19 protein-coding genes are annotated in these 23329 nt (G+C 63.3%); 5 read left to right on the forward strand and 14 right to left on the reverse strand.

The window, feature by feature from the left end:
- Positions 1–42 precede the first annotated feature (42 nt).
- The 12 genes from FXY94_RS09300 to FXY94_RS09355 form a co-directional block, all read right to left on the reverse strand.
- Positions 43–1098 (reverse strand): 3-isopropylmalate dehydrogenase, encoded by a 1056-nt coding sequence (locus tag FXY94_RS09300; protein ID WP_016664775.1) that lies wholly within the window; start codon positions 1096–1098, stop codon positions 43–45.
- A 44-nt stretch (positions 1099–1142) separates the two neighbouring features.
- Positions 1143–2174: a ketol-acid reductoisomerase gene (ilvC, locus tag FXY94_RS09305; RefSeq protein ID WP_016664776.1), complete on the reverse strand. Its 1032-nt coding sequence runs from the start codon at positions 2172–2174 to the stop codon at positions 1143–1145.
- 129 nt (positions 2175–2303) lie between these two features.
- A complete protein-coding gene (gene ilvN / locus FXY94_RS09310; protein WP_016664777.1) occupies positions 2304–2834 on the reverse strand; it encodes an acetolactate synthase small subunit in 531 nt (176 codons plus the stop codon).
- Between the two features lie 2 nt (positions 2835–2836).
- A complete protein-coding gene (locus FXY94_RS09315; RefSeq protein ID WP_016664778.1) occupies positions 2837–4591 on the reverse strand; it encodes an acetolactate synthase large subunit in 1755 nt (584 codons plus the stop codon).
- 218 nt (positions 4592–4809) lie between these two features.
- Complete coding sequence (ilvD, locus tag FXY94_RS09320) at positions 4810–6642, reverse strand: dihydroxy-acid dehydratase (RefSeq protein WP_040386572.1); 1833 nt, start codon at positions 6640–6642, stop codon at positions 4810–4812.
- A gap of 89 nt (positions 6643–6731) precedes the next feature.
- Entirely contained in the window at positions 6732–8327 is a 1596-nt protein-coding gene (locus FXY94_RS09325; RefSeq protein ID WP_016664780.1) for an alanine/glycine:cation symporter family protein, read from the reverse strand.
- A 247-nt stretch (positions 8328–8574) separates the two neighbouring features.
- The gene (locus tag FXY94_RS09330; RefSeq protein WP_016664781.1) at positions 8575–10164 is read right to left on the reverse strand and encodes an alanine/glycine:cation symporter family protein; all 1590 of its coding nucleotides are present in this window, start codon (positions 10162–10164) and stop codon (positions 8575–8577) included.
- A gap of 117 nt (positions 10165–10281) precedes the next feature.
- Positions 10282–11793, reverse strand: coding sequence for an Asp-tRNA(Asn)/Glu-tRNA(Gln) amidotransferase subunit GatB (gatB, locus tag FXY94_RS09335; protein WP_016664782.1), 1512 nt, complete (start codon positions 11791–11793; stop codon positions 10282–10284).
- The gene (gatA, locus tag FXY94_RS09340; protein WP_016664783.1) at positions 11790–13295 is read right to left on the reverse strand and encodes an Asp-tRNA(Asn)/Glu-tRNA(Gln) amidotransferase subunit GatA; all 1506 of its coding nucleotides are present in this window, start codon (positions 13293–13295) and stop codon (positions 11790–11792) included. Before gatA ends, gatB begins: the two co-directional genes overlap by 4 nt.
- Before the next feature lie 3 nt (positions 13296–13298).
- The gene (gene gatC / locus FXY94_RS09345; protein WP_040387015.1) at positions 13299–13595 is read right to left on the reverse strand and encodes an Asp-tRNA(Asn)/Glu-tRNA(Gln) amidotransferase subunit GatC; all 297 of its coding nucleotides are present in this window, start codon (positions 13593–13595) and stop codon (positions 13299–13301) included.
- A 17-nt stretch (positions 13596–13612) separates the two neighbouring features.
- The gene (ligA, locus tag FXY94_RS09350; protein WP_016664785.1) at positions 13613–16027 is read right to left on the reverse strand and encodes an NAD-dependent DNA ligase LigA; all 2415 of its coding nucleotides are present in this window, start codon (positions 16025–16027) and stop codon (positions 13613–13615) included.
- A gap of 4 nt (positions 16028–16031) precedes the next feature.
- Positions 16032–16880: a hypothetical protein gene (locus FXY94_RS09355; protein ID WP_016664786.1), complete on the reverse strand. Its 849-nt coding sequence runs from the start codon at positions 16878–16880 to the stop codon at positions 16032–16034.
- 159 nt (positions 16881–17039) lie between these two features.
- Here FXY94_RS09355 and FXY94_RS09360 point away from each other — a divergent pair, with 159 nt between their 5' ends.
- The 5 genes from FXY94_RS09360 to FXY94_RS09380 are packed head-to-tail and all read left to right on the forward strand — an operon-like array spanning position 17040 to position 21085.
- Entirely contained in the window at positions 17040–17756 is a 717-nt protein-coding gene (locus FXY94_RS09360; protein WP_016664787.1) for a DUF4129 domain-containing protein, read from the forward strand.
- Entirely contained in the window at positions 17753–18313 is a 561-nt protein-coding gene (locus tag FXY94_RS09365; protein WP_016664788.1) for a hypothetical protein, read from the forward strand. Before FXY94_RS09360 ends, FXY94_RS09365 begins: the two co-directional genes overlap by 4 nt.
- Positions 18310–19275 (forward strand): AAA family ATPase, encoded by a 966-nt coding sequence (locus tag FXY94_RS09370; protein ID WP_016664789.1) that lies wholly within the window; start codon positions 18310–18312, stop codon positions 19273–19275. Before FXY94_RS09365 ends, FXY94_RS09370 begins: the two co-directional genes overlap by 4 nt.
- Positions 19276–19277: 2 nt before the next feature.
- A complete protein-coding gene (locus tag FXY94_RS09375) occupies positions 19278–20507 on the forward strand; it encodes a DUF58 domain-containing protein (RefSeq protein ID WP_016664790.1) in 1230 nt (409 codons plus the stop codon).
- A complete protein-coding gene (locus FXY94_RS09380; RefSeq protein ID WP_016664791.1) occupies positions 20504–21085 on the forward strand; it encodes a hypothetical protein in 582 nt (193 codons plus the stop codon). The genes FXY94_RS09375 and FXY94_RS09380 overlap by 4 nt, the downstream gene beginning before the upstream one ends.
- Before the next feature lie 25 nt (positions 21086–21110).
- Here FXY94_RS09380 and FXY94_RS09385 read toward each other — a convergent pair whose 3' ends face one another.
- Both FXY94_RS09385 and mnmA read right to left on the reverse strand, forming a co-directional pair.
- Entirely contained in the window at positions 21111–22199 is a 1089-nt protein-coding gene (locus FXY94_RS09385; RefSeq protein WP_016664792.1) for a hypothetical protein, read from the reverse strand.
- Complete coding sequence (gene mnmA, locus FXY94_RS09390) at positions 22196–23299, reverse strand: tRNA 2-thiouridine(34) synthase MnmA (RefSeq protein WP_016664793.1); 1104 nt, start codon at positions 23297–23299, stop codon at positions 22196–22198. Before mnmA ends, FXY94_RS09385 begins: the two co-directional genes overlap by 4 nt.
- Between the last annotated feature and the right edge of the window lie 30 nt (positions 23300–23329).

Raw genomic sequence — 23329 nt, forward strand, 5'->3', positions numbered from 1 at the left:
GGGCTTCTATTCCTCTCACCTTTAATCGTTGATTTCCCCAGTTTACGAGGCTGCATGCGCCTTTTCCCGAACAGCCTGCGCGATTGCGTCCCCGATCTGCGCGCACGTACGCGCGGAGCCCGGGTTCTCCGCGAGATCCTCGGTCACGGCCTCGCGCACGCGCTGCGCGGCCGCGTCCTCACCGATTGACTCGAGAAGGAGCGCAACGGAGAGGATCGTCGCGGTGGGATTCGCAATGCCCTTGCCCGCGATGTCGGGGGCGCTTCCGTGCACGGGCTCAAACATCGACGGAAACTCACCCGTGGGGTTCAGGTTGCCGGAAGCCGAAAGCCCGATGCCGCCAGAGATCGCACCCGCAAGATCGGTAATGATGTCGCCAAAGAGGTTGTCCGTCACGATCACGTCGAAACGCGAAGGATCCTGAACGAGGTAGATCATCATCGCATCGATGTGCGAGTAATCAACCTCGACATCGGGATACTCGCCGGCCACGTTCTCGACGATGCGTTTCCAAAGACGCCCGGCGTGCACGAGCACGTTGTGCTTGTGCACGAGGGTGAGCTTCCCGCGGCGCTTTGCGGCAAGCTCGAAGGCATAGCGCACGACGCGCTCAACGCCGTGGGCAGTATTGATTGACACCTCGGTCGCAACCTCGTCAGCGCTCCCCTCGCGAAGCACCCCGCCGGCGCCAACGTACGCCCCCTCGGTTCCCTCGCGCACGACGACGAAGTCGACCGTGCCAGGGTTCGCAAGTGGGGAATCCACGTGCGGGAAGAGAGTCGTAGGGCGGAGGTTCACGTAGTGCTCGAACGCAAACCGGAGCTTGAGCAAGAGTCCGCGCTCGAGAACGCCCGAGGGCACGCTCGGGTGTCCGACGGCACCCAGTAGCAGGGCGTCGTGGCGCTTAAGCGCGTCCAGGTCTTCATCCGTCAGCGTTTCGCCGGTGTCGTGCCAGCGGCTCGCGCCGAGGTTGTAGTCGGTCGTGACGAGGTTACGCCCCGTGCTTTCCAGGGCCGCCCGAAGAACCTTGAGGCCCTCGGGTACAACTTCCTGCCCAATCCCGTCTCCGGGGATGACAGCGAGGTCAAGTGTGCTCATGGTTTCTCCTTCGGTGGCGCGAGGGTGGTGCACGGGGCGGCGAATCAGCGTTGTGCGGTGCCCTCTGTGTAGTCGGCATCGAGCTGCTCGGCGCTCCAGGCAAACATCGTGCGAAGCTCCTTGCCGACCTTCTCGATCGGGTGCTCCTGCTCGCTCGCGCGCAGCTTCGTGAACTCGGGCGCACCTGCCTTTTGATCATCGACGAAGCGCTTCGCGAAGCTGCCGTTTTGAATGTCGTCCAAAACGGCCTTCATGGAGGCCTTGACGTGTTCGTCCACGACTCGCGGACCCGAGACGTAGTCGCCGAATTCGGCGGTATCCGAGATCGACCAGCGCTGCTTCGCGATGCCACCTTCGATCATGAGGTCCACGATGAGCTTGAGCTCGTGAAGCACCTCGAAGTAGGCGATCTCGGGCTGGTAGCCCGCCTCGGTCAGTGTCTCGAAGCCCGCCTGCACGAGGTGGCTCATGCCTCCGCACAGCACAGCCTGCTCACCAAAGAGGTCGGTTTCGGTTTCTTCCGTGAAGGTGGTTTTGATCGCGCCCGCGCGCAGGCCACCAATCGCCTTCGCGTATGACAGGGCGAGCGGCCAGGCCTCGCCCGACTCGTCGTTTTCCACTGCGATGATGCAGGGAACACCGCGCCCGGCGACGAACTCGCGGCGCACCGTATGGCCCGGGCCCTTCGGCGCGACGAGCGCGACGTCGACGCCCTTGGGCGCTTCGATGTAGTCGAAGCGGATGTTGAAGCCGTGCGCGAAGAAGAGCGCGTTACCCGCCTCGAGGTTGTCCTTGATCTCGTTCTCGTAGATCTCGGCCTGGTACTGGTCAGGAGCGAGGATCATGATGACGTCGGCCCACTTCGCGACCTCGGCGACGGTGTCCACGCCGAAGCCTTGCTCTTCGGCTTTCGCTCGCGATTTCGACCCTTCCTTGAGGCCGATGCGTACCTCGGCGCCCGAGTCGCGAAGGTTGAGGGCGTGAGCGTGGCCCTGCGAGCCGAATCCTACGATGCCGACCTTCTTGGACTGGATGAGTGCAAGATCAGCGTTGTCGTCATAAAACATTTCCGCCACGGTGAACTCCTTCGGTTCTCATGTGTGATTCGGTTGTGGGCAGTCTAACCGCCCCTCGTCTTACTTACTGGATACGTGTCTCATATTGAGAAACGCCGGTGGGTGTGCACCCGTCGGACCCCACGCTGCCTACCCGAGCAGCGCGCGATCCGTAATCGAACGCGAGCCGCGCCCGATCGCGACCGCCCCCGATTTAACGATCTCCTTGACCCCGAACTGCTCGAGCATGGACAGCAGCGCGGCAAGCTTATCGGCCGATCCCGTCGCCTCGATCGTGACGGAATCGGAGGCCGCATCGACGACCTTCGCTCGAAACATCTGCACTATTTCGAGAACCGACGTGCGGGTCTGGTTGTTGGCCTTAACCTTGACGAGCACAAGCTCACGCTCGACCGACTGCCGCGGCTCGAGCTGGACGATTTTCAGGACGTTCACGAGCTTATTGAGCTGCTTCGTGATCTGCTCAAGCGGCATCTGATCGACCTCGACCACGACGGTGATGCGAGAGATGCCCTCGTGCTCGGTGGGTCCCACCGCGAGCGACGCGATGTTGTAGCCACGCCTCGCAAAAAGCGCCGAGATGCGCGTGAGAACGCCGGGCTTATTCTCAACCAGAACCGACAGCGTATGGTTCTTCTCTGGGTCGCGCGAAAAGTCCATGCTCAGATCTCCCTCTCCCATTCGGGCGTCATACCCTGCGCGATTTGAATCTCGTCATTGCTCACGCCAGCGGGCACCATGGGCCACACCATCGCGTCAGCACTCACCTGAAAATCGACCACGACGGGGCGATCATTGATCGCCATCGCCTCGCCGATCACCCGGTCGATGTCCTCGTCGCGCTCGCACCGCAGCCCCACGGCACCGTAGGCCTCGGCGAGCTTCACGAAGTCGGGAACGCGGCGCGTGCCGTGCCCGGTATTGAGATCGGTATTGGAAAAACGCTGATCGTAGAAAAGGTTCTGCCACTGACGCACCATGCCTAGCGACGAATTGTTGATGATCGCGACCTTGATCGGAATGTCGTTGAGCACGCAGGTCGCGAGCTCCTGATTCGTCATTTGGAAGCAACCGTCGCCGTCGATCGACCACACGACCTTGCCGGGCTGGCCCACTTTCGCGCCCATCGCCGCGGGCAGCGAGTAGCCCATCGTGCCGAGGCCGCCGGAGTTGATCCACGAATACGGCTCCTCGAAGTCGATGAATTGACTCGACCACATCTGGTGCTGGCCCACACCGGCAACGAAGATCGATTCGGGGCCACTGATGGCGCTGATCCGCGAAATCACGTGCTGCGGCGCCGTGTAGCCGTCGGCAGTCGCGGTCCACCCGAGCGGGTAGTTCTCGCGCAGCCCGTTCATGAGCTGCCACCAGGCTTCGTAGTCGCGTTCGTCGCCGTCTGCAAGGCGATCGGCGAGGGCCGCTAGAAGGGCGCGAGCGACATCCGCCGCATCGCCCACGATCGGCACGTCGGCGACTCGGTTTTTTGAAATCTCGGCGGGGTCGATATCGGCGTGCACAACCTTTGCTGCGGGCGCGAACGAGTCGAGCCTTCCCGTCACGCGGTCATCGAAGCGCGCCCCGATCGCGATAATCAGGTCACTGCGTTGGAGGGATGCGACCGCGGCGACGTCTCCGTGCATCCCGGGCATTCCCAGGTGCTGCGGGTGCGAGTCGGGAAGGGCGCCGCGCGCCATGAGAGTCGTCACGAACGGGGCGTTCGCCACTTCGACGAGCGCACGCACCTCCTCGTTCGCGCGCGAACGAAGCACACCACCGCCCAGGAGGAACACGGGGCGCTTCGCGTTCACGAGCAACTCGACCGCTTCGCGAATCTGCTTGCCGTTGGGGCGCCCCGGGACGCGATAGCCGGGAAGATTGAGCTCTTCGGGCCATTCGAAAACGGTTTCTGCCTGCTGCGCATCCTTCGTCACGTCTACGAGAACGACTCCGGGCCTGCCCGTCGAGGCGATGTGGAAGGCCTGTTTGATCGCGAGCGGAATGTCGTCCGCGTTCTTGACGAGGATGTTGTGCTTTGTCACGGGCATCGTCATGCCCACGATGTCGGCCTCTTGGAACGCGTCCGTGCCAATAAAACTCGAACCGACCTGACCGGTGATCACCACCATGGGGATCGAGTCCATCTGGGCATCGGCAATCGCGGTGATGAGGTTCGTCGCGCCGGGCCCCGAGGTTGCGATACACACGCCCACCTTGCCGGTTGCATGGGCGTACCCGCTCGCCGCGTGGCCCGCGCCCTGCTCGTGACGCACGAGAATGTGCCGAAGCCCCTTCGCATCGAGAAGCGGATCGTAGGTCGGGAGGATCGCTCCCCCGGGCAGGCCAAACACGACTTCCGCCCCCGCCGCTTCGAGCGACATGATGAGCGATTGCGCTCCCGTGACTGCTTCAGCCATAACGCCTCCAACTATTCACTGACAAAAAAGCCCCTCGTCCCTTGCGGGAAATCGAGGGGCGCGGCTTATCGTGCGGGGGCGTTAGCCGCGCCCGGTAACGATAAGGAGAATGCTCTGCATGCCTGTAAAACTACCCGGATACGAATCTTGAAACGAAACGGTTCACATCTTGAGATCCGACGGCTCCTGCGAACCGTCGGCCCCACGGCGCCCGCCGCTTACGGGAGAGGCCTACGCGTCGCGCCAAATGTTGCCGAGCGCACGTGATGGGCATACACCTTCAGTGCCTGACTCACCTCGCGGCGTCGATTCTTCGGTCGCCACGGAAGAGGCCCGCGCGATTCGCGGCGACGGTCAAGTTCTGCCTGCGGAACATCGAGCGTCAGCTCTCGCTTCGGGACGTCGATGACGATTCGGTCACCCGTCTCCACGAGACCGATCGCACCACCCTCGGCGGCTTCGGGCGAAATATGCCCGATTGAAAGGCCCGAGGTGCCGCCCGAGAACCGACCGTCGGTGATGAGCGCGCACGCCTTACCGAGCCCGCGTCCCTTGAGGTAGGAGGTGGGGTAGAGCATCTCTTGCATGCCCGGGCCACCCTGTGGTCCCTCGAACTGGATCACGACAACGTCGCCTTCCGCAACGGACTTATCGAGGATGCGTTGCACCGCTTCCTCTTGGGACTCGACAACAAAGGCGCGCCCCTCGAAATGGAAGAGTTCCTCGTCGATGCCCGCGCTCTTGATGACGGCGCCATCACTTGCGAGATTGCCACGAAGCACGCACAGACCGCCGTCTTTCGTGTGGGCGAACGGCACGGCGCGAATTACGCCCGATTCCTGGTCGAGATCGAGCTCCTCCCAGCGCATGTCCTGGCTGAACGGCACCGTCGTGCGTTTTCCGCCCGGTGCCGCGCTAAAGAGAGTGAAGGCCTCTTGCCCGGCTTCTCCCCCGCGGATATCCCACGTGGCGAGCCATTCGGCGAGGGAACGAGCGTGAATCGCGTGCACCGAGTGATCGAGCAGGCCCGCGCGATCAAGCTCGCCGAGGATCGCGGGAATCCCGCCGGCACGGTGCACGTCTTCGACGTGAGCAATTCCGTTCGGGGCGACCTTGGAGAGGCAGGGCACGTTCCGCGAAATCCGGTCGATGTCCTCGAGGCTAAAATCAACCTCACCCTCGATCGCTGCCGCAAGGATGTGCAGCACGGTGTTGGTCGAGCCGCCCATCGCGACATCGAGACTCATGGCGTTTTCAAACGCCGCTTTCGTAGCGATCGAGCGGGGCAGCACGCTCTCGTCGTCATCGTCGTAGTAGCGGCGGCACAGCTCGACGATTCGCTTTCCCGCCTCCACGAAGAGGTCGCGGCGGAACGCGTGCGTCGCGAGCGTCGTGCCATTTCCCGGAAGCGAAAGCCCCAGGGCCTCGGTGAGGCAGTTCATCGAGTTTGCCGTGAACATTCCCGAGCACGAGCCACACGTGGGACATGCATTGTTTTCGATCTGGGCGAGCTGGTCATCGCTGACGGACTCATCGACGGCGTAGCTGATTGCATCGACGAGATCGATGCTGTGGTCGATTACGCCTTCGACGGGTTTGCCGGCTTCCATAGGACCACCCGAGACGAAGACGACGGGAATGTTGAGCCGCATGGCCGCCATGAGCATGCCGGGCGTGATCTTGTCACAGTTCGAGATGCACACGAGCGCATCGGCGCAGTGGGCGTTGACCATGTACTCGATGCTGTCGGCGATAACGTCTCGGCTCGGGAGAGAGTAGAGCATCCCCTGGTGCCCCATCGCAATGCCGTCGTCGACCGCGATGGTATTGAACTCCTTCGCCACTCCCCCGGCCTCGCGAATCGATTCGGCGACCATGTCGCCAACGTTTTTGAGGTGCACATGGCCAGGAACGAACTGTGTGTAGGAGTTCGCGATCGCGATGATCGGCTTGCCGAAATCATTCGAGCCCATGCCGGTCGCGCGCCACAGGGCGCGTGCGCCGGCCATATTGCGGCCGTGGGTTGACGTGCGTGAACGAAGGTGAGGCATGGCCACAGCATAGGCAGAAACCCAAGACCCTCGCCCAAATATTGGACGAGGGTCTCAGAGTATGAACTGCCTGTTGTTAGAACGACCAATCAGCCTTCGCGATGCGGCCAACCGGGATCGTCCGCGAGGCGCTGCTTGAGCGCCTCATACTTGGCGTTTTCCTCCTCCTCGAGCGCGCGAGCTTCAGCGACCTGCTGCTCCGTGGGCTCGTGGTCACCCATGCCGACAGCGAGTGCCGGATCAACGACTGCGATCGCGCCCGTTTCAAGCTTCACCTTGTGGCGGAGAATCTCGTAACGCACAATCTTTGCGAGGAAGTAGATGCCGAGAAGGTTCGGAATCGTCATGAGGAAGAATACGGCATCCGAGAAGTTGATGACAGCGTCCATCGACACGGCCGAGCCGAGAATAACCGCGAGAATCCATACGATCTGGAAGCCGCGCTTCACGAAGGCCGACCGCCCGAAGAGGAACTCGGCGGCAAGGTTGCCGTAGTAGTAGTAGCTCAGGATCGTCGAGAACGCGAAGAGCGCCACCGACACGGTCAAAATATACGGGAACCAGCTTGCGACCGTCCCAAATGCATTCGCCGTCATGACGATGCCGTCGCCGCTACCGTCCTCATACACACCCGTCACGGTAATGGCGATCGCCGTGAGCGTGCAGACGATAACAGAGTCCACGAGCGGCTCCCACATCGCGGTGAAGCCTTCCGTCGCGGGCTCCTTGGTCTTCGAGGCCGAGTGCGCCATGCCGGCCGAGCCCACACCCGCAGCGTTCGAGAAGAGCGCGCGCTGGATACCAACGATGGCCACGCCGATCGCGCCACCGGTCACGCCCTCGCCGGTTACAGCCGTCGAGAAGATCTTGGCGACCGCCTCGGGCACCGCCTGAATATTCATGATGATGATCGCGAGCACGCACAGGAAGTACACGATTGCCATGAGAGGCGTGATGCGCGCCGTCCACGTACCGATCGACTGAATACCGCCGACGATCACGAGCGCCGCAAGCGCCGCCATAATCGCACCGATGACCCAGCGGTTGTCCTGAAGGAAGGCAATGCCGAGCTGATCGCTAAGGATCGCCGCGCCCTGATTCGACTGGAAGAGGTTACCCGCACCAAACACGCCGATGAGCGTGAATGCCGCGTAGAGGAACGAGAGGACGATGCCGAACTTCTTGAAGCCGACGTCAGCAAGACCGTGCCTGAGGTAATACATGGGGCCGCCATGCGTGTGGCCGTCATCGTCAATCTCGCGGTACTTCGAACCGAGAGTCGCCTCGGCCATCTTTACGCTCATCGCGAGGAAGCCGAAGAGTACGATCCACAGCGCGGCACCGGGCCCACCGATCGAAATGGCGACGGCAACACCGGCGATATTGCCAAGACCAACGGTGCCCGAAAGCTCCGTCGCGAGAGCCTGAAAGGAACTCACCTCACCCGGGTCAGTCTTGCGGGTATATTTGCCGCGAATGACACCGATCGAATGCGCGAGCCCCGTAATGGGCTGGAATCGAAGCCACACCGTGAGGAAGAGGGCAGCCGCGATCAACCACAACACGATGATGGGGACCTCGACCCCGGCAATGGTGGGGGCGTAAAAAACGACCGCCGACAAGAAATTGGCAAACGGCGCAAAGTAGGTATTCAAGAACTGGTCGATAACACCAGAACTATGCATCAGTTACTCCTTGAGGGGGAAAAGCAAACACGCTCCACCATTCGGAAAAGAACCGGCGGTTTCAAGCGCATTCGGGAAAACGAATTCTTAGCGACAATTTGTCCACGCGCACTCAAGCGGACCTATTTGCGCACTGACGCAGCGACAAAACCCCTGGTTAGCGGCAGTACATAGCAATCACCAGGAGCCCCGTCAAGTAATGAGGGCCAATGCGGCGCCTGTGACTAGCACCACTCGGTGGCCTGCATCACTCGTCTTCGCGCTGCTGACCCCATTCGCCGTCTTCATAGAGACGCTCGCGAATCTCATGCCATTCGCGTGCTTCCTCTTCGTCGCGATCACGCGCCTCAGAGATCTGCTCTTCGGTGGGCTCGTGATCTCCCATGCCCACGGCGAGCTCGGGATCAATCTGCGGGATGGCTCCAGTTGTCACCTTCACCTTGTGGCGCAGGATCTCGTAGCGAACGATCTTGGCGAGCGCGTACACGCCGATGAGGTTCGGGATGGTCATGATGAAGATGAGCGCATCGGCAAGAGTGACAACGGAATCGATCGTGATGGCGGACCCGATGATGGTGAAGGCAATCCACACGACCTGGAAGCCGTGGGTCACCCATTTCGAGTTGCCGAGGATGTACTGGATCGCGCTCAGGCCGTAGTAGTAGTACGCGAGCACGGTTGAGAACGCGAACGGAACGACGATCACCATGAGGACATACGAGAACCACGGTGCAACGGTCGAGAAAGCCTTCGCGGTCATCACGATGCCGTCGGACTCACCGCTCTTATAGACGCCGGTCACGACCACGACAAGCGCGGTGATCATACACACGACGCACGAGTCGAGGAACGGGCTCCACATGCCCGTAAAGCCCTCGGTCGCGGGGTGGCGGGTTTTCGCCGCCGCGTGCGTCATGCCCGCGGTTCCAACGCCCGCGGCGTTCGAAAAGAGCGCGCGCTGAATACCGATCACGGCGGCTCCAGCCGCGCCCCCGGCCACTCCCTTGGGCTGGAACGCTTCGGTCACGATCGTCATGAATGCCGAGGGGACCTGCGGGAGGTTGAAGAGAAGAATAAGGATTGCGCTGACGAGGTAGATACCCGCCATGAGCGGAACGGCTTTCGATGTGATCTTGCCGATCGACTTCACGCCGCCGACGACGACGAGCGCGAGGAGGATGCCAAAGACCACACCCACGATCCAGCGATTGTTGAGAAGGAAGTCCCAACCGAGCTGCTCACCGAGGATCATCGCGGTCTGGTTCGACTGGAACATGTTTCCGCCGCCGAACACGCCGAAGAAAGCCGAGATCGCGTAGAACATTGCGAGAACGCTGCCGGCCTTCGCCCAGCCGATCTCTTTGAATCCATATTTGAGGAAGTACATAGGGCCTGCGTGGACCGTTCCGTCTTCGTCGATCACGCGGTATTTCGTGCCCAGGGTCGCCTCGGCCATCTTGAGGCTCATCGCAAAGAAGCCGAAGATCGCGATCCACAGTGCGGCGCCCGGCCCGCCGAGCCCAATCGCGACCGCGACGCCCGCGATGTTGCCAAGCCCGATCGCGCCTGAAATCTCGGTGGCAAGCGCCTGGAAGCTGCTCACCTCACCGGGGTCGGTTTTGCTCGCGTAGCGCCCTCGCACGACGTCAATCGCGTGCTTGAATCCCGTGATCGGCTGGAAACGCAACCACACCGTCATGAAGATGGCCGCCACTGCGAGCCAGACGACGATCAGTGGGATTTCAATGCCGCCGATATTCGGCGCGTAGAACACGACCGCGCTCATAAATTGAGCAATCGGTGCGATCAGTTGGTCAACGTACTGGTCGAAACTCATGAGTCCCTCTCGGTTGGCCCAGATCTGCTTCAGGCCGCAAAATGGGGCCTCGGTCACTAAAGCCCGAGGCCCCATTTCATACTAGGTAGTTCTTAAGTACCCATTATGACCGGTGAGTTAGCCCACCTCAAGTTTGGCCATAATGATCTCACGAACGCGCCCGGCATCAGCCTGGCCGCGCGTCGCCTTCATGACCGGGCCGATAAGCGCGCCGATTGCCTGGACTTTGCCGCCCTTGATCTTCTCGACCACGTCGGGGTTATCAGCGATGGCCTGGTCCACGGCACCCTCGAGAACCGAGTCATCAGAGACAACCGCGAGGTTCTCCTTCTCCACGATGGCGGCGGGATCACCTTCACCATCGAGGACCTTCGCAAGCACCTGGCGGCCGATCTTGTCGTTGATCGTCTTGCCCTCGACGAGCGAGACGAGTTCGGCAACCTGAGCCGGAGTGACGCTGAGCTCCTCGAGCGCTTTCTCGGCTTCCTTGGCGATGCGTGCGAGTTCACCCATCCACCACTTGCGTGCCGCCTGGGGCTTCGCACCCGCAGCGACCGTCCCCTCGATCAGGTCGAGCGCACCGGCGTTAATGACGTCGCGCATTTCAAGGTCCGTGAAACCCCACTCGCCGAGCAACCGTCGGCGACGAGCCGCGGGAAGCTCCGGAAGCGCGGAGCGCAGCTCCTCAACCCACTCCCGGCTCGGGGCGACCGGCACGAGATCGGGCTCGGGGAAGTAGCGGTAGTCCTCGGCATCGCTCTTCACGCGACCCGGGCTCGTGTGGCCCGTGTCGTCGTGGAAGTGACGGGTCTCCTGGATGACCTCGGCACCGCTATCGAGCACTCCCGCCTGGCGGCTGATCTCGAAACGCACGGCGCGCTCAATTGCACGGAACGAGTTGACGTTCTTCGTTTCGGTACGCGTGCCAAGCGGTGCCTCCGGCGAGGGGCGAAGCGAGACGTTGATATCGGCGCGGACGTTGCCGCGCTCCATGCGCGCTTCCGAAACTTCGAGGGTGCGGAAGATATCGCGGAGCGTGCGAACGTACGCCGCGGCGACCTCCGGTGCGCGGCCGCCCGTGTTCGGGATCGGGCGTGTCACGATCTCCACGAGGGGAACACCCGCGCGGTTGTAGTCGACCTGCGAGTGAGTCGCGCCCTGGATACGGCCGGTACCGCCGATGTGGGTGTTCTTGCCGGCGTCTTCTTCCATGTGCGCGCGCTCGATGTCGACGCGCACGATCTCGCCGTCGTCAAGTTCGACGTCGACGTACCCGTCGTAGGCGATCGGTTCGTCGTACTGCGAGGTCTGGAAGTTCTTCGTGAGATCCGGGTAGAAGTACTGCTTACGCGCGAACCGGCAGTGCTCGGCGATCGAGCAGTTCAGTGCGAGACCGATCTTGATCGCGTACTCCACTGCTTTCTCATTGACGACCGGCAACGTCCCCGGAAGACCGAGCGAGACGGGCGTGATCGCCGTATTGGGTTCGGCGGCAAAGACATTGGGGGCGCCATCGAACATCTTGGTCTTCGTGCCAAGTTCTACGTGGACCTCGATGCCGAGGACCGGGTCATACTTCTCGATCGCCTCGTCGTAGTCGAGGGGTTCGATATCCGTGTAGGCGTTCACTTGGCGCCTCCTTCCAGGGCCGGGGCGTTGTTCAGGAGAGGCCCTCCCCAGGTGTCTTCAAGCAGCGCCTCGAGCGCGCCGCCGGCGCGATAGAGGCGATCATCGGCCATCGCGGGCGCGAGGAACTGGAAGCCTGCGGGCATCGAATCCTCGGCGAGGCCGCTCGGGAGTGAGAGGCCGGGGACACCCGCGAGGTTCGCGGGAATCGTCGCGATGTCGTTGAGGTACATCTTGAGCGGGTTATCGGTGTTCTCACCGAGGCGGAAAGCGACGGTGGGAGCGGTCGGCGACGCGAGAACGTCACACTTCTCGAAAGCCGCGGCAAAGTCGCGCTGCACGAGAGTACGCACCTTCTGGGCGCTTCCGTAGTAGGCGTCGTAGTAGCCAGAGCTAAGCGCGTACGTGCCGAGCAGAATGCGGCGCTTGACCTCGGCGCCGAATCCCTGGCCGCGCGTGGCGGCCATAACCTTTTCGGCAGTCGGGTGGTCCTCGGGAACAACCCGCATGCCAAAGCGCATGCCGTCGAATTTCGCGAGGTTGCTGCTCGCCTCGGACGGCATGATGAGGTAGTAGGCGCCAAGCGCGTACTTAAAGTTGGGGCAGCTCACGCGAACAATCTCCGCGCCTGCTTTTTCGAGGAGCGCGAGCGATTCTTCGAAGCGCTGCTTCACGAGCGGATCGAAGCCTTCGCCCTCGAGCTCTTCGATAACGCCGATGCGCATGCCCTTGACGTCCTTCGCGCGCGCAGCCTCGACGAAATTACCGAAACCGTCCTTAAGGGAGGTCGAGTCCTTCGGGTCATAGCCGCCGATCACCTCGTGCAAAAGCGCGGCGTCTTCGACCGTGCGCGTGCACGGGCCGGCCTGGTCGAGCGAGCTTGCCATCGCGATGAGGCCGTAGCGCGATACGGAGCCGTAGGTGGGCTTCACGCCGACGGTTCCGGTCACGGCTGCGGGCTGGCGGATCGAGCCGCCCGTGTCGGTGCCGATCGCGAGAGGCGCCTCGAAGCCGGCGATAGCTGCGGAGGAGCCGCCGCCCGAGCCACCGGGGATTCGCTCGAGATCCCACGGATTGTGGGTGTTGCCATAGGCGCTCGTCTCGGTCGAGGAGCCCATCGCGAACTCGTCCATGTTGGTCTTGCCGAGGATCGGAAGCTTCGCGTCGCGGAGGTTCTCCACGAGCGTTGCGTCGTAGGGCGGAATCCAGCCTTCGAGGATCTTCGAACCCGCGGTGGTCTGGATCCCCTTTGTGACGACGACATCCTTCACGGCAACGGGAACGCCCGCGAGCGGCGCGAGGCTCTCGCCCTTGGCGCGCGCCTCATCGACAGCCTCGGCGGTGGCACGTGCGTCCTCGCCGGTAACGGTCACGAACGCATTGAGCTGGCCCTCGACGGCCTCGATGCGCGAAAGGTGCGCGTCAGTCAGCTCGCGCGCGCTGAACTCGCCACTGTCGAGGCCCTTCGCCATCTGCGCGGCGGAAAGCTTCACAAGGTCGGTCATCGGTTACTCCTCCCCCAGAATCTGCGGAACGACGAAGCGGCCGTCGGCGGCCGAGGGCGCGCCGGAGAGTGCCTCTTCTTGCGTGAGGGTTTCGGTGACCTCGTCTTTTCGGAACACGTTGGTCATGGGGATCGGGTGGCTTGTGGTCGGGACGTCGTCGCTCGCGACTTCACTCACGGACGCAACCGCGTCCAGAATCGCGTCGAATTCGCCCGCGAATCGGGCGATTTCGTCGTCGGTGAGCTCGATGCGAGCGAGGGACGCCAGGCGTGCGACTTCTTCAGAACTCATTGCTGGCATGCCGCCCATTCTAGGCGCTACGGCAGGGCGTTTTCTCCACCCTCGAGAAGCGATGTGAAACCTTCCTCATCGAGAATCGGGATGCCAAGCTGTTCTGCCTTCGTGGCTTTCGAGCCCGCGTTCTCGCCGACGACGACGTAGTTCGTCTTCTTCGAGACGCTGCCGGATGCCTTGCCGCCTCGCTGGAGGATCGCCTCTTTCGCGCCATCGCGCGTGTAGCCCTCGAGAGAACCGGTGACAACGATCGTGAGTCCTTCGAGCGTCTTTTCGATTCCGCTCGTCGATTCGTCGACAACGACAACACCCGAGCGCTTCCACGCCTCAACGAGCTCGGCGTGCCATTCCTCCTGGAAGAACGCCGCGACACTCGCTGCAATCGTCTCGCCGACGCCATCAGTTTTGGCCAGTTCCTCGACGCTTGCACTCGCGATCGCGTCGATAGAGCCCCAGGCCGTCGCGAGTGCGCGGGCGGCCGTCGGACCCACGTGGCGGATCGAGAGGGCCACGAGCACCCGCCAAAGCCCTGCCGATTTCGCCTTGTCGAGTTCGCTCATCAGCACCTCGGTGGTTTTTCCGACGGTCGCCGGCTTCACGAGGCTCCAGGATTTTCTGGACTTGTAGTAGCGCCACTGCGGGCGGTTCCAAAAGGCGCTCACGGTGCGCCAATCACCCGTTTCCTCACCGTCGCGGCGCACGCTCTGGTAGACCGTGACCTCGCGCAGGTCCTCGGGCGTGAGATCAAACAGATTCGCGCCCGTACGCACGACGCCTGAGCGTGGTGCGGGAATGCGGGGATCGTCGGGGTCGGTGATGCGGAGCATTGGAACTCCGTCCGCATCATCGGTTGCAATGCCGTTCTTGAGCGTCACAAACGCGTCGCTTTGGAAATCCTCTTCCGTCAGCACCGGCAGGTAGAGCGCGTGGCCGGCCTTGAGAGAGGCGAGGGCTTCGGCGCGGCGCTTATCGGGATCGGTGAGCGCAATTGCCGATTCATCGCCGAGGGCCTCGATGTCGAAGGCCCCGCGGCTCGCGGCATGGGCGATGCGACCCGTGACCTGCGAGGGGCAGTCCTTTTGGTTTGGGCAACGCCAGTCTTTATCGCCCTCTTTTTCGGGGCGGATCTCGGCGCCGCAGCTCGGGCAGTTTTTCGGCATGACGAACGGCTTTTCGCTCCCGTCGCGGAGCTTTTCGACGGGGCCGAGGATTTCGGGGATCACGTCGCCGGCCTTGCGCAGGATGACCGTGTCGCCGATCAGCACGCCCTTTCGTTCGACATCGAATTGGTTGTGGAGCGTCGCCCGCGCGACGGTCGAGCCCGCGACCTTGACGGGTTCCATGACGCCGAAGGGGGTCACGCGGCCAGTTCGGCCCACGTCAACCTGAATGTCGAGCAGCTTTGTCGTGACCTCTTCGGGCGGGTACTTGTAGGCGATGGCCCAGCGCGGTGCCCTAGACGTTGCTCCAAGAGCACGCTGATGAGCGAAGTCGTTGATCTTGATGACGATGCCGTCGATGTCGTGCTCGAAGTCGTGGCGCTTGCGCCCCGCCCGTTCGATGTACTGCGTGACCTGCTCGAGCGAGTCGAGCACCTCGAAGTGAGGAGAGGTAGGAAGGCCCCACGAGGCGAGCATCTCGTAGACCTCACTTTGGCTCTCGGGGTATCCGACGGCGCCTTCGTGCGCCCCGATCCCGTGGACGTACACCTCGAGGGCGCGTGAGGCGGTGATGGAGGAGTCTTTCTGGCGAAGCGATCCCGCGGCGGTGTTGCGAGGATTCGCGAACTCGCGAAGCCCCGCCTCGCGGCGCTCCTCATTGAGTTTTTCGAACTCGTCGACCGGGAAGAACACCTCGCCGCGCACTTCGAGAAGCGCAGGCGGCTTTTCAGTGCTCAGAGTGTGCGGCACGTTGCGGATCGTCTTGACATTCGCGGTGACGTCCTCGCCAACGCGACCGTCGCCGCGCGTCACGCCGCGCACGAGTGTGCCGTTTTCGTACACGAGCGAAATGGCGAGGCCGTCAATCTTGAGTTCCGTCAGGAACTGGGGCGTTCCGGGCGCATCCTCCTGGCAGCGCTTCGCCCACTCGCGAATCTCGTCAAGGCTGAAGGCGTTGTCGAGGCTCATCATGCGCTCGATGTGAGGAACCGAGGCGAATCCCTGGGCAACCGCGCCGCCCACGGTCTGGGTGGGTGACTCCTCGCTCGCAAACTCGGGAAACTCCTCCTCGAGACTCTTGAGCTCGCGTTCGAGGGCGTCGTATTCGCCGTCGGCCATGATCGGCGCGTCGTTCTCGTAGTATTCGACGCGCGCCTCTGCGAGGCGTTCGCGCAGCTCAAGAATGCGGCCCTCAGCCTCGAGCGCGGTGATCTCCGCGAGGTCAGCGGCTGCGGAGCTGTCTGAGGCGGTCGTGCTCGGTGTCTGCTCGGTACTCACGCGTTCAGTCTACGGGCCGCTCCGCTTCGCCTTCCTGCTCGCGCTTCGCTTTTCGCCACAGGAAGAACGAGGAGACTGCACCCACCGCAAAGATGGCGAGCCACAGCACGAGCGCTCCGATGCCAAAGGAACTCTGTCGCTCTCCGCTTATGTCCAAGGCCAGGAGGATGCCAGCGAGCACCATGAGTGCAAGCTGGAAGAAAAGCTTGCGTTTTGCGACCGTCGCGCGATCCTTCGGGAGGTTACGCGCGTATCGCACGGGATCGCCGCACTCCTCCCCCACGCTTCGGTGTGCAGATTCGGCACGGGCGAATGCGTCGTCAGCGAGCTCCTCGATGCGTTTTTCGGTGAGGTCCCCGCGCACGCGAGCGGCACGAATGAATTCTTCGCGCCAGTCGCCCCGATCCTCACCCGAGCCGAAGAGTCGCGACTCTTGCTTCTTTGGCGCGGGCCAGAGAGCGAGCACGGCCCACGCGAGAGCGCCATACACGGGCACGCCAATGAGATAGACGAACGGCGAAAGCTCATACCGCTGGTCGGTCAAGAGCTCGAAAACAGTCGCGCCCGCGAGAGCAAGCGCAAGAATGCTCGCGGCGACAACACCGCACATCCATGCAAACGGCAAGCGCCGACGCGTCGCGTCATACACCGCACCGGCGACCGCGATGAAAATTCCGAGCATGAGCGGGGCGATGAGGCCTCCGAGCGAGATGTCGGCACTTAGACCATCACTGAGAAGCCACACGATCGTGAAGAGTATGGAGAGGCCCGCGGCCACGGTGAAGGCGAAGGCAGCCGTGAGGCGCGCCGTCAGGGGCGCGTCGTCGTCAAAAGCCCAGCCGCTGTGGTTCAATGCCTCGCCTCGCGTTTCTCGCTCACGTCCGTTCCCCCTCAAATATCTCACGCGATCACCGGCACGAGCATCCCCTTCAGGGCTCCGGTATAGGATTTCGGGACAAAGAACGCCGCGCCGCGCACGAATCACGAGGCCCGGAGTGAAGGGAGATTCGCGATGAAAGTTGAGCGGGTTCTTCCTGCGCTCATCGCGATCGTTTGCGCTCTCCTCTTCGGATGTGCAACGGCCGCGCACATGCCTCCCCTCGTGGACATCGGCGCCGGCCCCTCGGCCCTCGATGTCCTCCCGCAGGAGAGCGCGACTGACCAGAAGGCACACGTCAATACGGAAATCTCCGCGGGGTTCGAGCAGTATCAACCCGAGGGCCCCAATCCCCTCGGCCCGACCCTCGAGATCATCGTGTGGGCGCTACTCGCGCTTGCAGGGCTGTGCTTACTCATCATTTGTGTGCGGGTAGGGCTACGCGCGCTTAGGACGCGGCGAACACTCACTCCTCAAAGCGAAAGTGGGGACGCGCCGAGCGAAGTCGAAGCCTCCGCTGTCGCGGCCTCTCTCCAGGCCGCGGCGCAAGCCCTTGAGAGGAGTGCGGTCGACGGCAACGCCATTGTCGCGGCATGGCTCGCGATCGAAGCCCGCCTCACGGAAGAGGGTTATGGTCGCTATTCCTACGAAACCTCAAGCGAGTTTGTCGAGCGCGTCGTCGGCTCCGCTGGACTCGATAACTCTCGCCTCGCGCGCCTTGGGGAGCTCTACCGAACCGAACGCTACTCGAGCGCAGAAACTCGCCCCGCCAGCCTCAACGAGGCACGAGACTTGCTCCGTGCCTTGAGCGGCGAATTGGACACGGCCCGCAAGGGAGGCGCACGTTCATGAAACGTCTCGTGCTCACCTTCGCCGTGACGGCGGTGACGACGGCAATCGTCCTCGCGCTGCACCTCGTCGATATCCGCCTCAACCTCGCCTACGCGCTTATCTTTACCCTCGGCGCACTGCTCGCGAGGGAGCTCAATGCCACGGGACTCACCGGAAGCGAGGCTCCCGAGTTTCCGCGAGTCCTCTATCGCGCAGCACCCGAGCTCGAAGCAGCAAAGGATCGCCGCGTGCGCCGCATCGAGGATGACCTCTACCGCACAATCGAGACAAAGCGGCAAGGCCCGCGCCTTCCCGCAACGTACCTCGCGGGCATCGCTCACGAACTCGAGACCCTCGCTGCCACGCGCGGGGAAAACCTAGTGCTGTCGCAGCAAACGTCGGACATTATCGCCTGTGCGGAAGAGAGCGACGCTGCCCACTCCCCCGCCTATGCCCCTCGACCGCGCACGACGCAGGTCCGCCTCACACGTCGCGGCCTCGTCGCAGCGCTGCGCGACCTCGAGAGTGCATACGCACGACTGATCGCCCCCGCACCCCACGTCAAGGAGAGGCCATGACCGACACCTTCACCCCGAGCGAGGCCGCCGCACTCAGCACGCGCATCCTCGACGAGACAGAGCGCGCGATCGTCGGTAAGCGCGAAGCGCTCACGAAGCTCCTCGCGGGCATCTACGCGGGCGGACACGTCCTCCTCGAGGACTACCCGGGCCTCGGCAAAACGCTCACGGCCCACTCGTTCGCTCTCGCTCTTGGACTCGAGTTTCGCCGCGCCCAGTTCACGCCCGACCTCCTGCCTGCCGATCTCACGGGCTCCGAGGTGTTCAATCAAAAAACGAACGAGTTTGAGTTTCGGCCAGGTCCGGTATTCACGGGGCTCCTCCTTGCCGATGAAATCAACCGCACGCCTCCCAAAACTCAGGCTGCGCTCCTCGAGGCGATGCAGGAACGCCAGGTGAGTATCGAGGGCACGACGCACGCACTCCCGCGCCCATTTCACGTGCTCGCAACCGCCAATCCCGTCGAAACCGAAGGGACCTATCCCCTGCCCGAGGCCCAACTCGACCGTTTCCTCATGCGACTGACCTTCGGCTACCCGAGCGCCGACGACGAATGGGATGTCATCGCACGCCGAATCGAGCGCCGCGAGGAGAGCATCGACGTCGAGCGCGTGCTCCAGGCGGGCGAACTCGAAAAGCTGCAGCGCTCAGTCGAAACAATTCACGTGAGCGAGGCCGTTGGCCGCTACGCCGTCGCGCTCGTGCGCGAAACGCGAGAGCACAGCGAGACCGCGATGGGGTCTTCGCCTCGCGGCTCGCTCGCGCTCATTCAGTGCGCACGCGCGCTCGCGCTCATCCAGGGCCGCGAATTCGTGATTCCTGAAGACATCAAGACTTTGGCCCACGCGTGCCTCGAGCACCGCGTTGTGATCCGGCCCGAACTGTGGCTCCAGAACATTTCACCCGCGAGCGTGATCGACTCGATTCTCACGCGCGTTCCCGCCCCCGAAGCTGCCGCTTGAGAATGCGTACAACCCAGGCCTATACGCGCGCGGTACTCGCAGCCGCGGCGTTCATCCTGTACGGCGTGCTCGGCTCACGCCTCGACGCCCTCCTTGCTGGGTGTGCGCTCGTTGCCTGGATTGCGGTCGCCCACATCATGCGGCCGAGCGAGGCGAAGCCGGCAACGCTCGAGGCCGCGGAAGCCAAAGTCAACGAGGGTGAGAGCGTCACGGCGATCGCTCGCGGTGCTCGCGGAACACTCGTGACCGTGGGCGTCCACATGAACAGCGGGCTCGAGTATTCGCCTCGATGGGCGGTCATCACGGGTCTCGAAAGTACGTGGGTTCGGGCGACGCCCCGGGTGTGGGGCACGCACGAGTTCGGCCCGTTCACCGTGCAAGAAACCGATGCGCTCGGGGCGTTCCGACGCCACCGGCACCACGCAGCGCGCAACGTTTCTGCCGTCGCGAGTGCAACGGCGAAACCTCGACCCCTTCCCCTTGAGCGCGTCCTCGGTGTGAGCGGTCCCCATACTTCCCGCACGAAAGGTGAGGGGACGGCGCTCGCCGACATCCGCCCCTACCGCGCGGGCGATCGACTCAAAACAATCAACTGGCGCGTGACCTCACGCCGGGGAGTCCTGCACACGAACGAGACCTTTTCCGAACGAGACACGGACGTCCTCATCGTCGTCGATACGATGGCCGATATCCGGCCGATCGGTGCCGAGCCCGGGGATGGCCGCGCCTCGAGCCTCGATATGAGTGTTGAAGCTGCGACGGTGCTCGCGCGCCATTACCTCTCGCTCGGCGACCGCGTGGGCCTGCATGATGCGGGAGCGTTAATCGGGTCGATCCCCTTCGGCACGGGCGAGCGTCACATGCGACGCATCCTCGAAGCGCTTTCGGCCGTATCGCGCGACAAGTCCGTGTCTCCTCGTTTACGTCGGGCCCCGCGCATCCGCTCCGGCACACTCACCATCGCGTGCACTCCCCTCCTGAGCGAAGAGTTCATCGGGCAGATTGGCCTTCTACGCACGATCGGCGCGAACCTCACAATCATCGACACACTTCCCGCAGAACTCACGAATACCGCGCGCCTCACGGGTGCTCCCATGCGCCGCATCGACGGGATCGAGGACACTCATCTGTGGGACGAGGCATGGGTTATTCGCGGATTTGAGAGGCGCTTCGTCATCGCCGATCTTGAACGACGCGGGATTCCCGTGCGCCGCCTCGAGGAGGCTCTGTGATCCGTTCCCTCACCGATCATCTTCTCGATGCTTTCGACCTCGTTCGGGCCGTCTCTCCCACTCAGTGGTGCGCGAGGATCGGCGCGCTCGCCGCGCAAATCGCCGCTGCGCTCGTCGTCGCGGCGGGTGCAACGGCTGGTTTTACGGCACCTCTCACGATGGGGATCATACTGCCGTTTATCGCGCTCGCCGTACTCAACCTTCTTCAACTAGCCCAGCCGGGATCAGAGGCGGGACTCGTCACGTTCGCGGTGTGGATCTTCGCTCTGTGGGCCTCGCCTCCGCTTTCGCTCGCACCGGCAATCGCCTTCGCGATCCTTGTGCTCGCGTCGCATTCCCTGTGGGCACTCGCCGCGCGTTCGCCCGCCCACGGGCGAACGAGCACGAAGGCCCTGATTCGCGTCGTCGGCGCGCTGAGCCTCGTACTCGGTCTCGCCGCGGCGCTCATTGCAATCGCCCTCGTTCCAGTCGCCTTCATGCGCCCGGAAGCAATCCCGAGCGTCATGATCCTCGTCGCGATCCTCGCTGTTTTCGGAGCGCTCGCGTGGCTGCTTCTACCGCGTACGAGCTCGAAGTAGCGGGCGTCTTTCTCGCTTAATCGCCCTAGTCGCTCACGCGTTCGGCAAGGCCCGGCGCGGCGTGCATGATTTCGTCCATGTCGCACGGGCGCACGAAGGCCGACGCGCCATTTTCACGCGCGGGGTCGGCCGCCCGTCGCCGCGTAACCGCGAATGCGAAGCCGCGAGCCTCGCGAGCGGCGTAGCCAAGCTCGTTCCACGCGGCAAGGACGTGCCTCATCGATCTCTCGACCGCGCCCGCCGTCGCCAGGAAGCGAATCTCGACGCCTCTTTCTCGGGCGTCGGCAAGCGCCTCCCACGCACCACCAACGGCCGCGAGGTCTCTCGAGAGTGGATCGAGGGCGATACTACGCACCCCCGCATCGAGGGCCGCACGCACGATCCCCACTCGCGCGTCAACGGCGAGCGTGAGTTCTTCCGTTCCAATCCCCCGCTCGGCGGCCCCGGTTATGCAGGCCGAAAAAAGATCGGTGAGCCCCGTACGGCCTATGGCGCGGTGGAAACGATAACCGGAAGCGGTACGCACACGCCCCTCAACGGCCCGAAGTGCTCCTCGCTCATCGAGCATGACGCGCGGCCGTGCGCCAGATACGCGTTCGCGAAGCACGGAAACCTCGGAGCCGATGCCCTCGGCAATGAGGGTGGGAAGCTCCCGCACGAGCCCCGCATCGGCGAGCGCGAGCTCGCCGGAAGCCATAAACACCGAAGAGGCGCACGACACGGGCCCGAGGCGCACAAGGCTCAACGGCCCCTCATACTCGAAAAATGCGAGGCGAGCCGCGTCGAGGCGCGCAAAGGCCGCATCGCGGTTGGCGCGCCATCGTGCGCCTTCGCCCGGGCCGATCCGCCAACCGTACGGGGCGAGGTCTCCCGACACCGGCAGCATCGCGAGGCTCGCCGGAAGAACGTGATCGAAGGAGTCCTCGCCTCCGAGCGCGAGCGAGGGCTCCACCCCGAGACCCGCCTCAGGACTCGAACCGAGAAGGGAGCGCATCCGCGTCAATCGACCGAGGAGGCGGCCACCATCAATGTCCGCGGCGGACTCGGTGAGAGCGAGGGTGCCGTCGGAAAAAATCGTCACGAGCGAATCGGGCGCTCCCCCGTGTGCTGTCATGCGCGCGCGTCGAGAGTTGCCGAGGCGAGCACGCGGTCGCCCGCGTACAGCACGAGGGTTTGACCGGGCGCGACCCCGCGGATCGGTCGAGCAAGCTCGACACTGACAGAGGCGATCTCTCCCTCGCCCTCCCGGTCGGCCTCGACGCCCGTGATGACGCCCGCAATTGCCTCGCCGTGTGCGCGAATCTGCGCCTCGACTTCGCGGCCCTTGTCAAGATCCTCGAACCGCACCACATCGCTCGCGATGAGCGTGCGCGTCGAGAGCAGTTCGGCGGCCCCCACGACGACCTGGCGCGCCTCGGGCTTGACGTCGAGTACATAGCGCGGCTTGCCATCGGCGGCTGGTCGGCCCAGGTTGAGCCCTTTACGCTGCCCCACGGTAAAACCGTACGTGCCCGAGTGCTCGCCGAGCACCCGACCGTCCGTATCGACGATTTCCCCGGGCTGCTCACCGAGCTCACGCTCGAGGAAACCGCGAGTGTCCCCGTCGGGAATAAAGCAAATGTCGTAGCTATCAGGCTTGTGGCCGACTCCGAGCCCACGCCGATCCGCCTCGGCACGCACCTCTGCCTTATCGGCGAAATCTCCGAGCGGGAACACCGAGCGCGCAAGCCCTTCGGGCCCCATCACCGCAAGCACGTAGCTTTGGTCCTTGAGCATGTTCGCGCTCCTGTGGAGCGAGCGCGCACCTTTCGGGCCTTCGTTCCTAATCGAGGCATAGTGGCCCGTGCACACCGCATCGAATCCAAGCAGACGAGCGCGGTCCATGAGCGCCGCAAACTTGATCCGCTCGTTACAGCGCACGCATGGATTCGGGGTGCGGCCGCGCGAGTACTCCGAAAGGAAATCCTCCACCACGAGGTCGTGGAAGTCGTTAGAGAGGTCCCACACGTAATACGGAATCCCAATATGATCCGCCGCGCGGCGGGCATCCGAAGCGTCTTCGACCGTGCAGCACCCGCGCGAACCGTTGCGGGTCTGTTCGCGGTTTTTCGACAGCGCCATATGCACACCCACGACATCGTGGCCCTGCTCAACGGCGAGCGCCGCAGCCACAGCCGAATCGACACCGCCACTCATCGCGGCAAGAACCTTCACCTCGCGCCTTTCACTCGCATGCGTTGCAAA

The sequence above is a fragment of the Dermabacter jinjuensis genome, from assembly GCF_902381725.1.
In the GTDB taxonomy this organism is placed as follows: Bacteria; Actinomycetota; Actinomycetes; order Actinomycetales; family Dermabacteraceae; genus Dermabacter; species Dermabacter hominis.

Coding starts and splice junctions, on each gene's coding strand:
- FXY94_RS09300 (WP_016664775.1), bottom strand. CDS start 1,098: ATGAGCACACTTGACCTCGCTGTCATCCCCGGAGACGGGATTGGGCAG.
- ilvN (WP_016664777.1), bottom strand. CDS start 2,834: ATGGACTTTTCGCGCGACCCAGAGAAGAACCATACGCTGTCGGTTCTG.
- FXY94_RS09315 (WP_016664778.1), bottom strand. CDS start 4,591: ATGGCTGAAGCAGTCACGGGAGCGCAATCGCTCATCATGTCGCTCGAA.
- ilvD (WP_040386572.1), bottom strand. CDS start 6,642: ATGCCTCACCTTCGTTCACGCACGTCAACCCACGGCCGCAATATGGCC.
- FXY94_RS09325 (WP_016664780.1), bottom strand. CDS start 8,327: ATGCATAGTTCTGGTGTTATCGACCAGTTCTTGAATACCTACTTTGCG.
- FXY94_RS09330 (WP_016664781.1), bottom strand. CDS start 10,164: ATGAGTTTCGACCAGTACGTTGACCAACTGATCGCACCGATTGCTCAA.
- gatA (WP_016664783.1), bottom strand. CDS start 13,295: ATGACCGACCTTGTGAAGCTTTCCGCCGCGCAGATGGCGAAGGGCCTC.
- gatC (WP_040387015.1), bottom strand. CDS start 13,595: ATGCCAGCAATGAGTTCTGAAGAAGTCGCACGCCTGGCGTCCCTCGCT.
- FXY94_RS09360 (WP_016664787.1), top strand. CDS start 17,040: ATGAAAGTTGAGCGGGTTCTTCCTGCGCTCATCGCGATCGTTTGCGCT.
- FXY94_RS09365 (WP_016664788.1), top strand. CDS start 17,753: ATGAAACGTCTCGTGCTCACCTTCGCCGTGACGGCGGTGACGACGGCA.
- FXY94_RS09370 (WP_016664789.1), top strand. CDS start 18,310: ATGACCGACACCTTCACCCCGAGCGAGGCCGCCGCACTCAGCACGCGC.
- FXY94_RS09375 (WP_016664790.1), top strand. CDS start 19,278: ATGCGTACAACCCAGGCCTATACGCGCGCGGTACTCGCAGCCGCGGCG.
- FXY94_RS09385 (WP_016664792.1), bottom strand. CDS start 22,199: ATGACAGCACACGGGGGAGCGCCCGATTCGCTCGTGACGATTTTTTCC.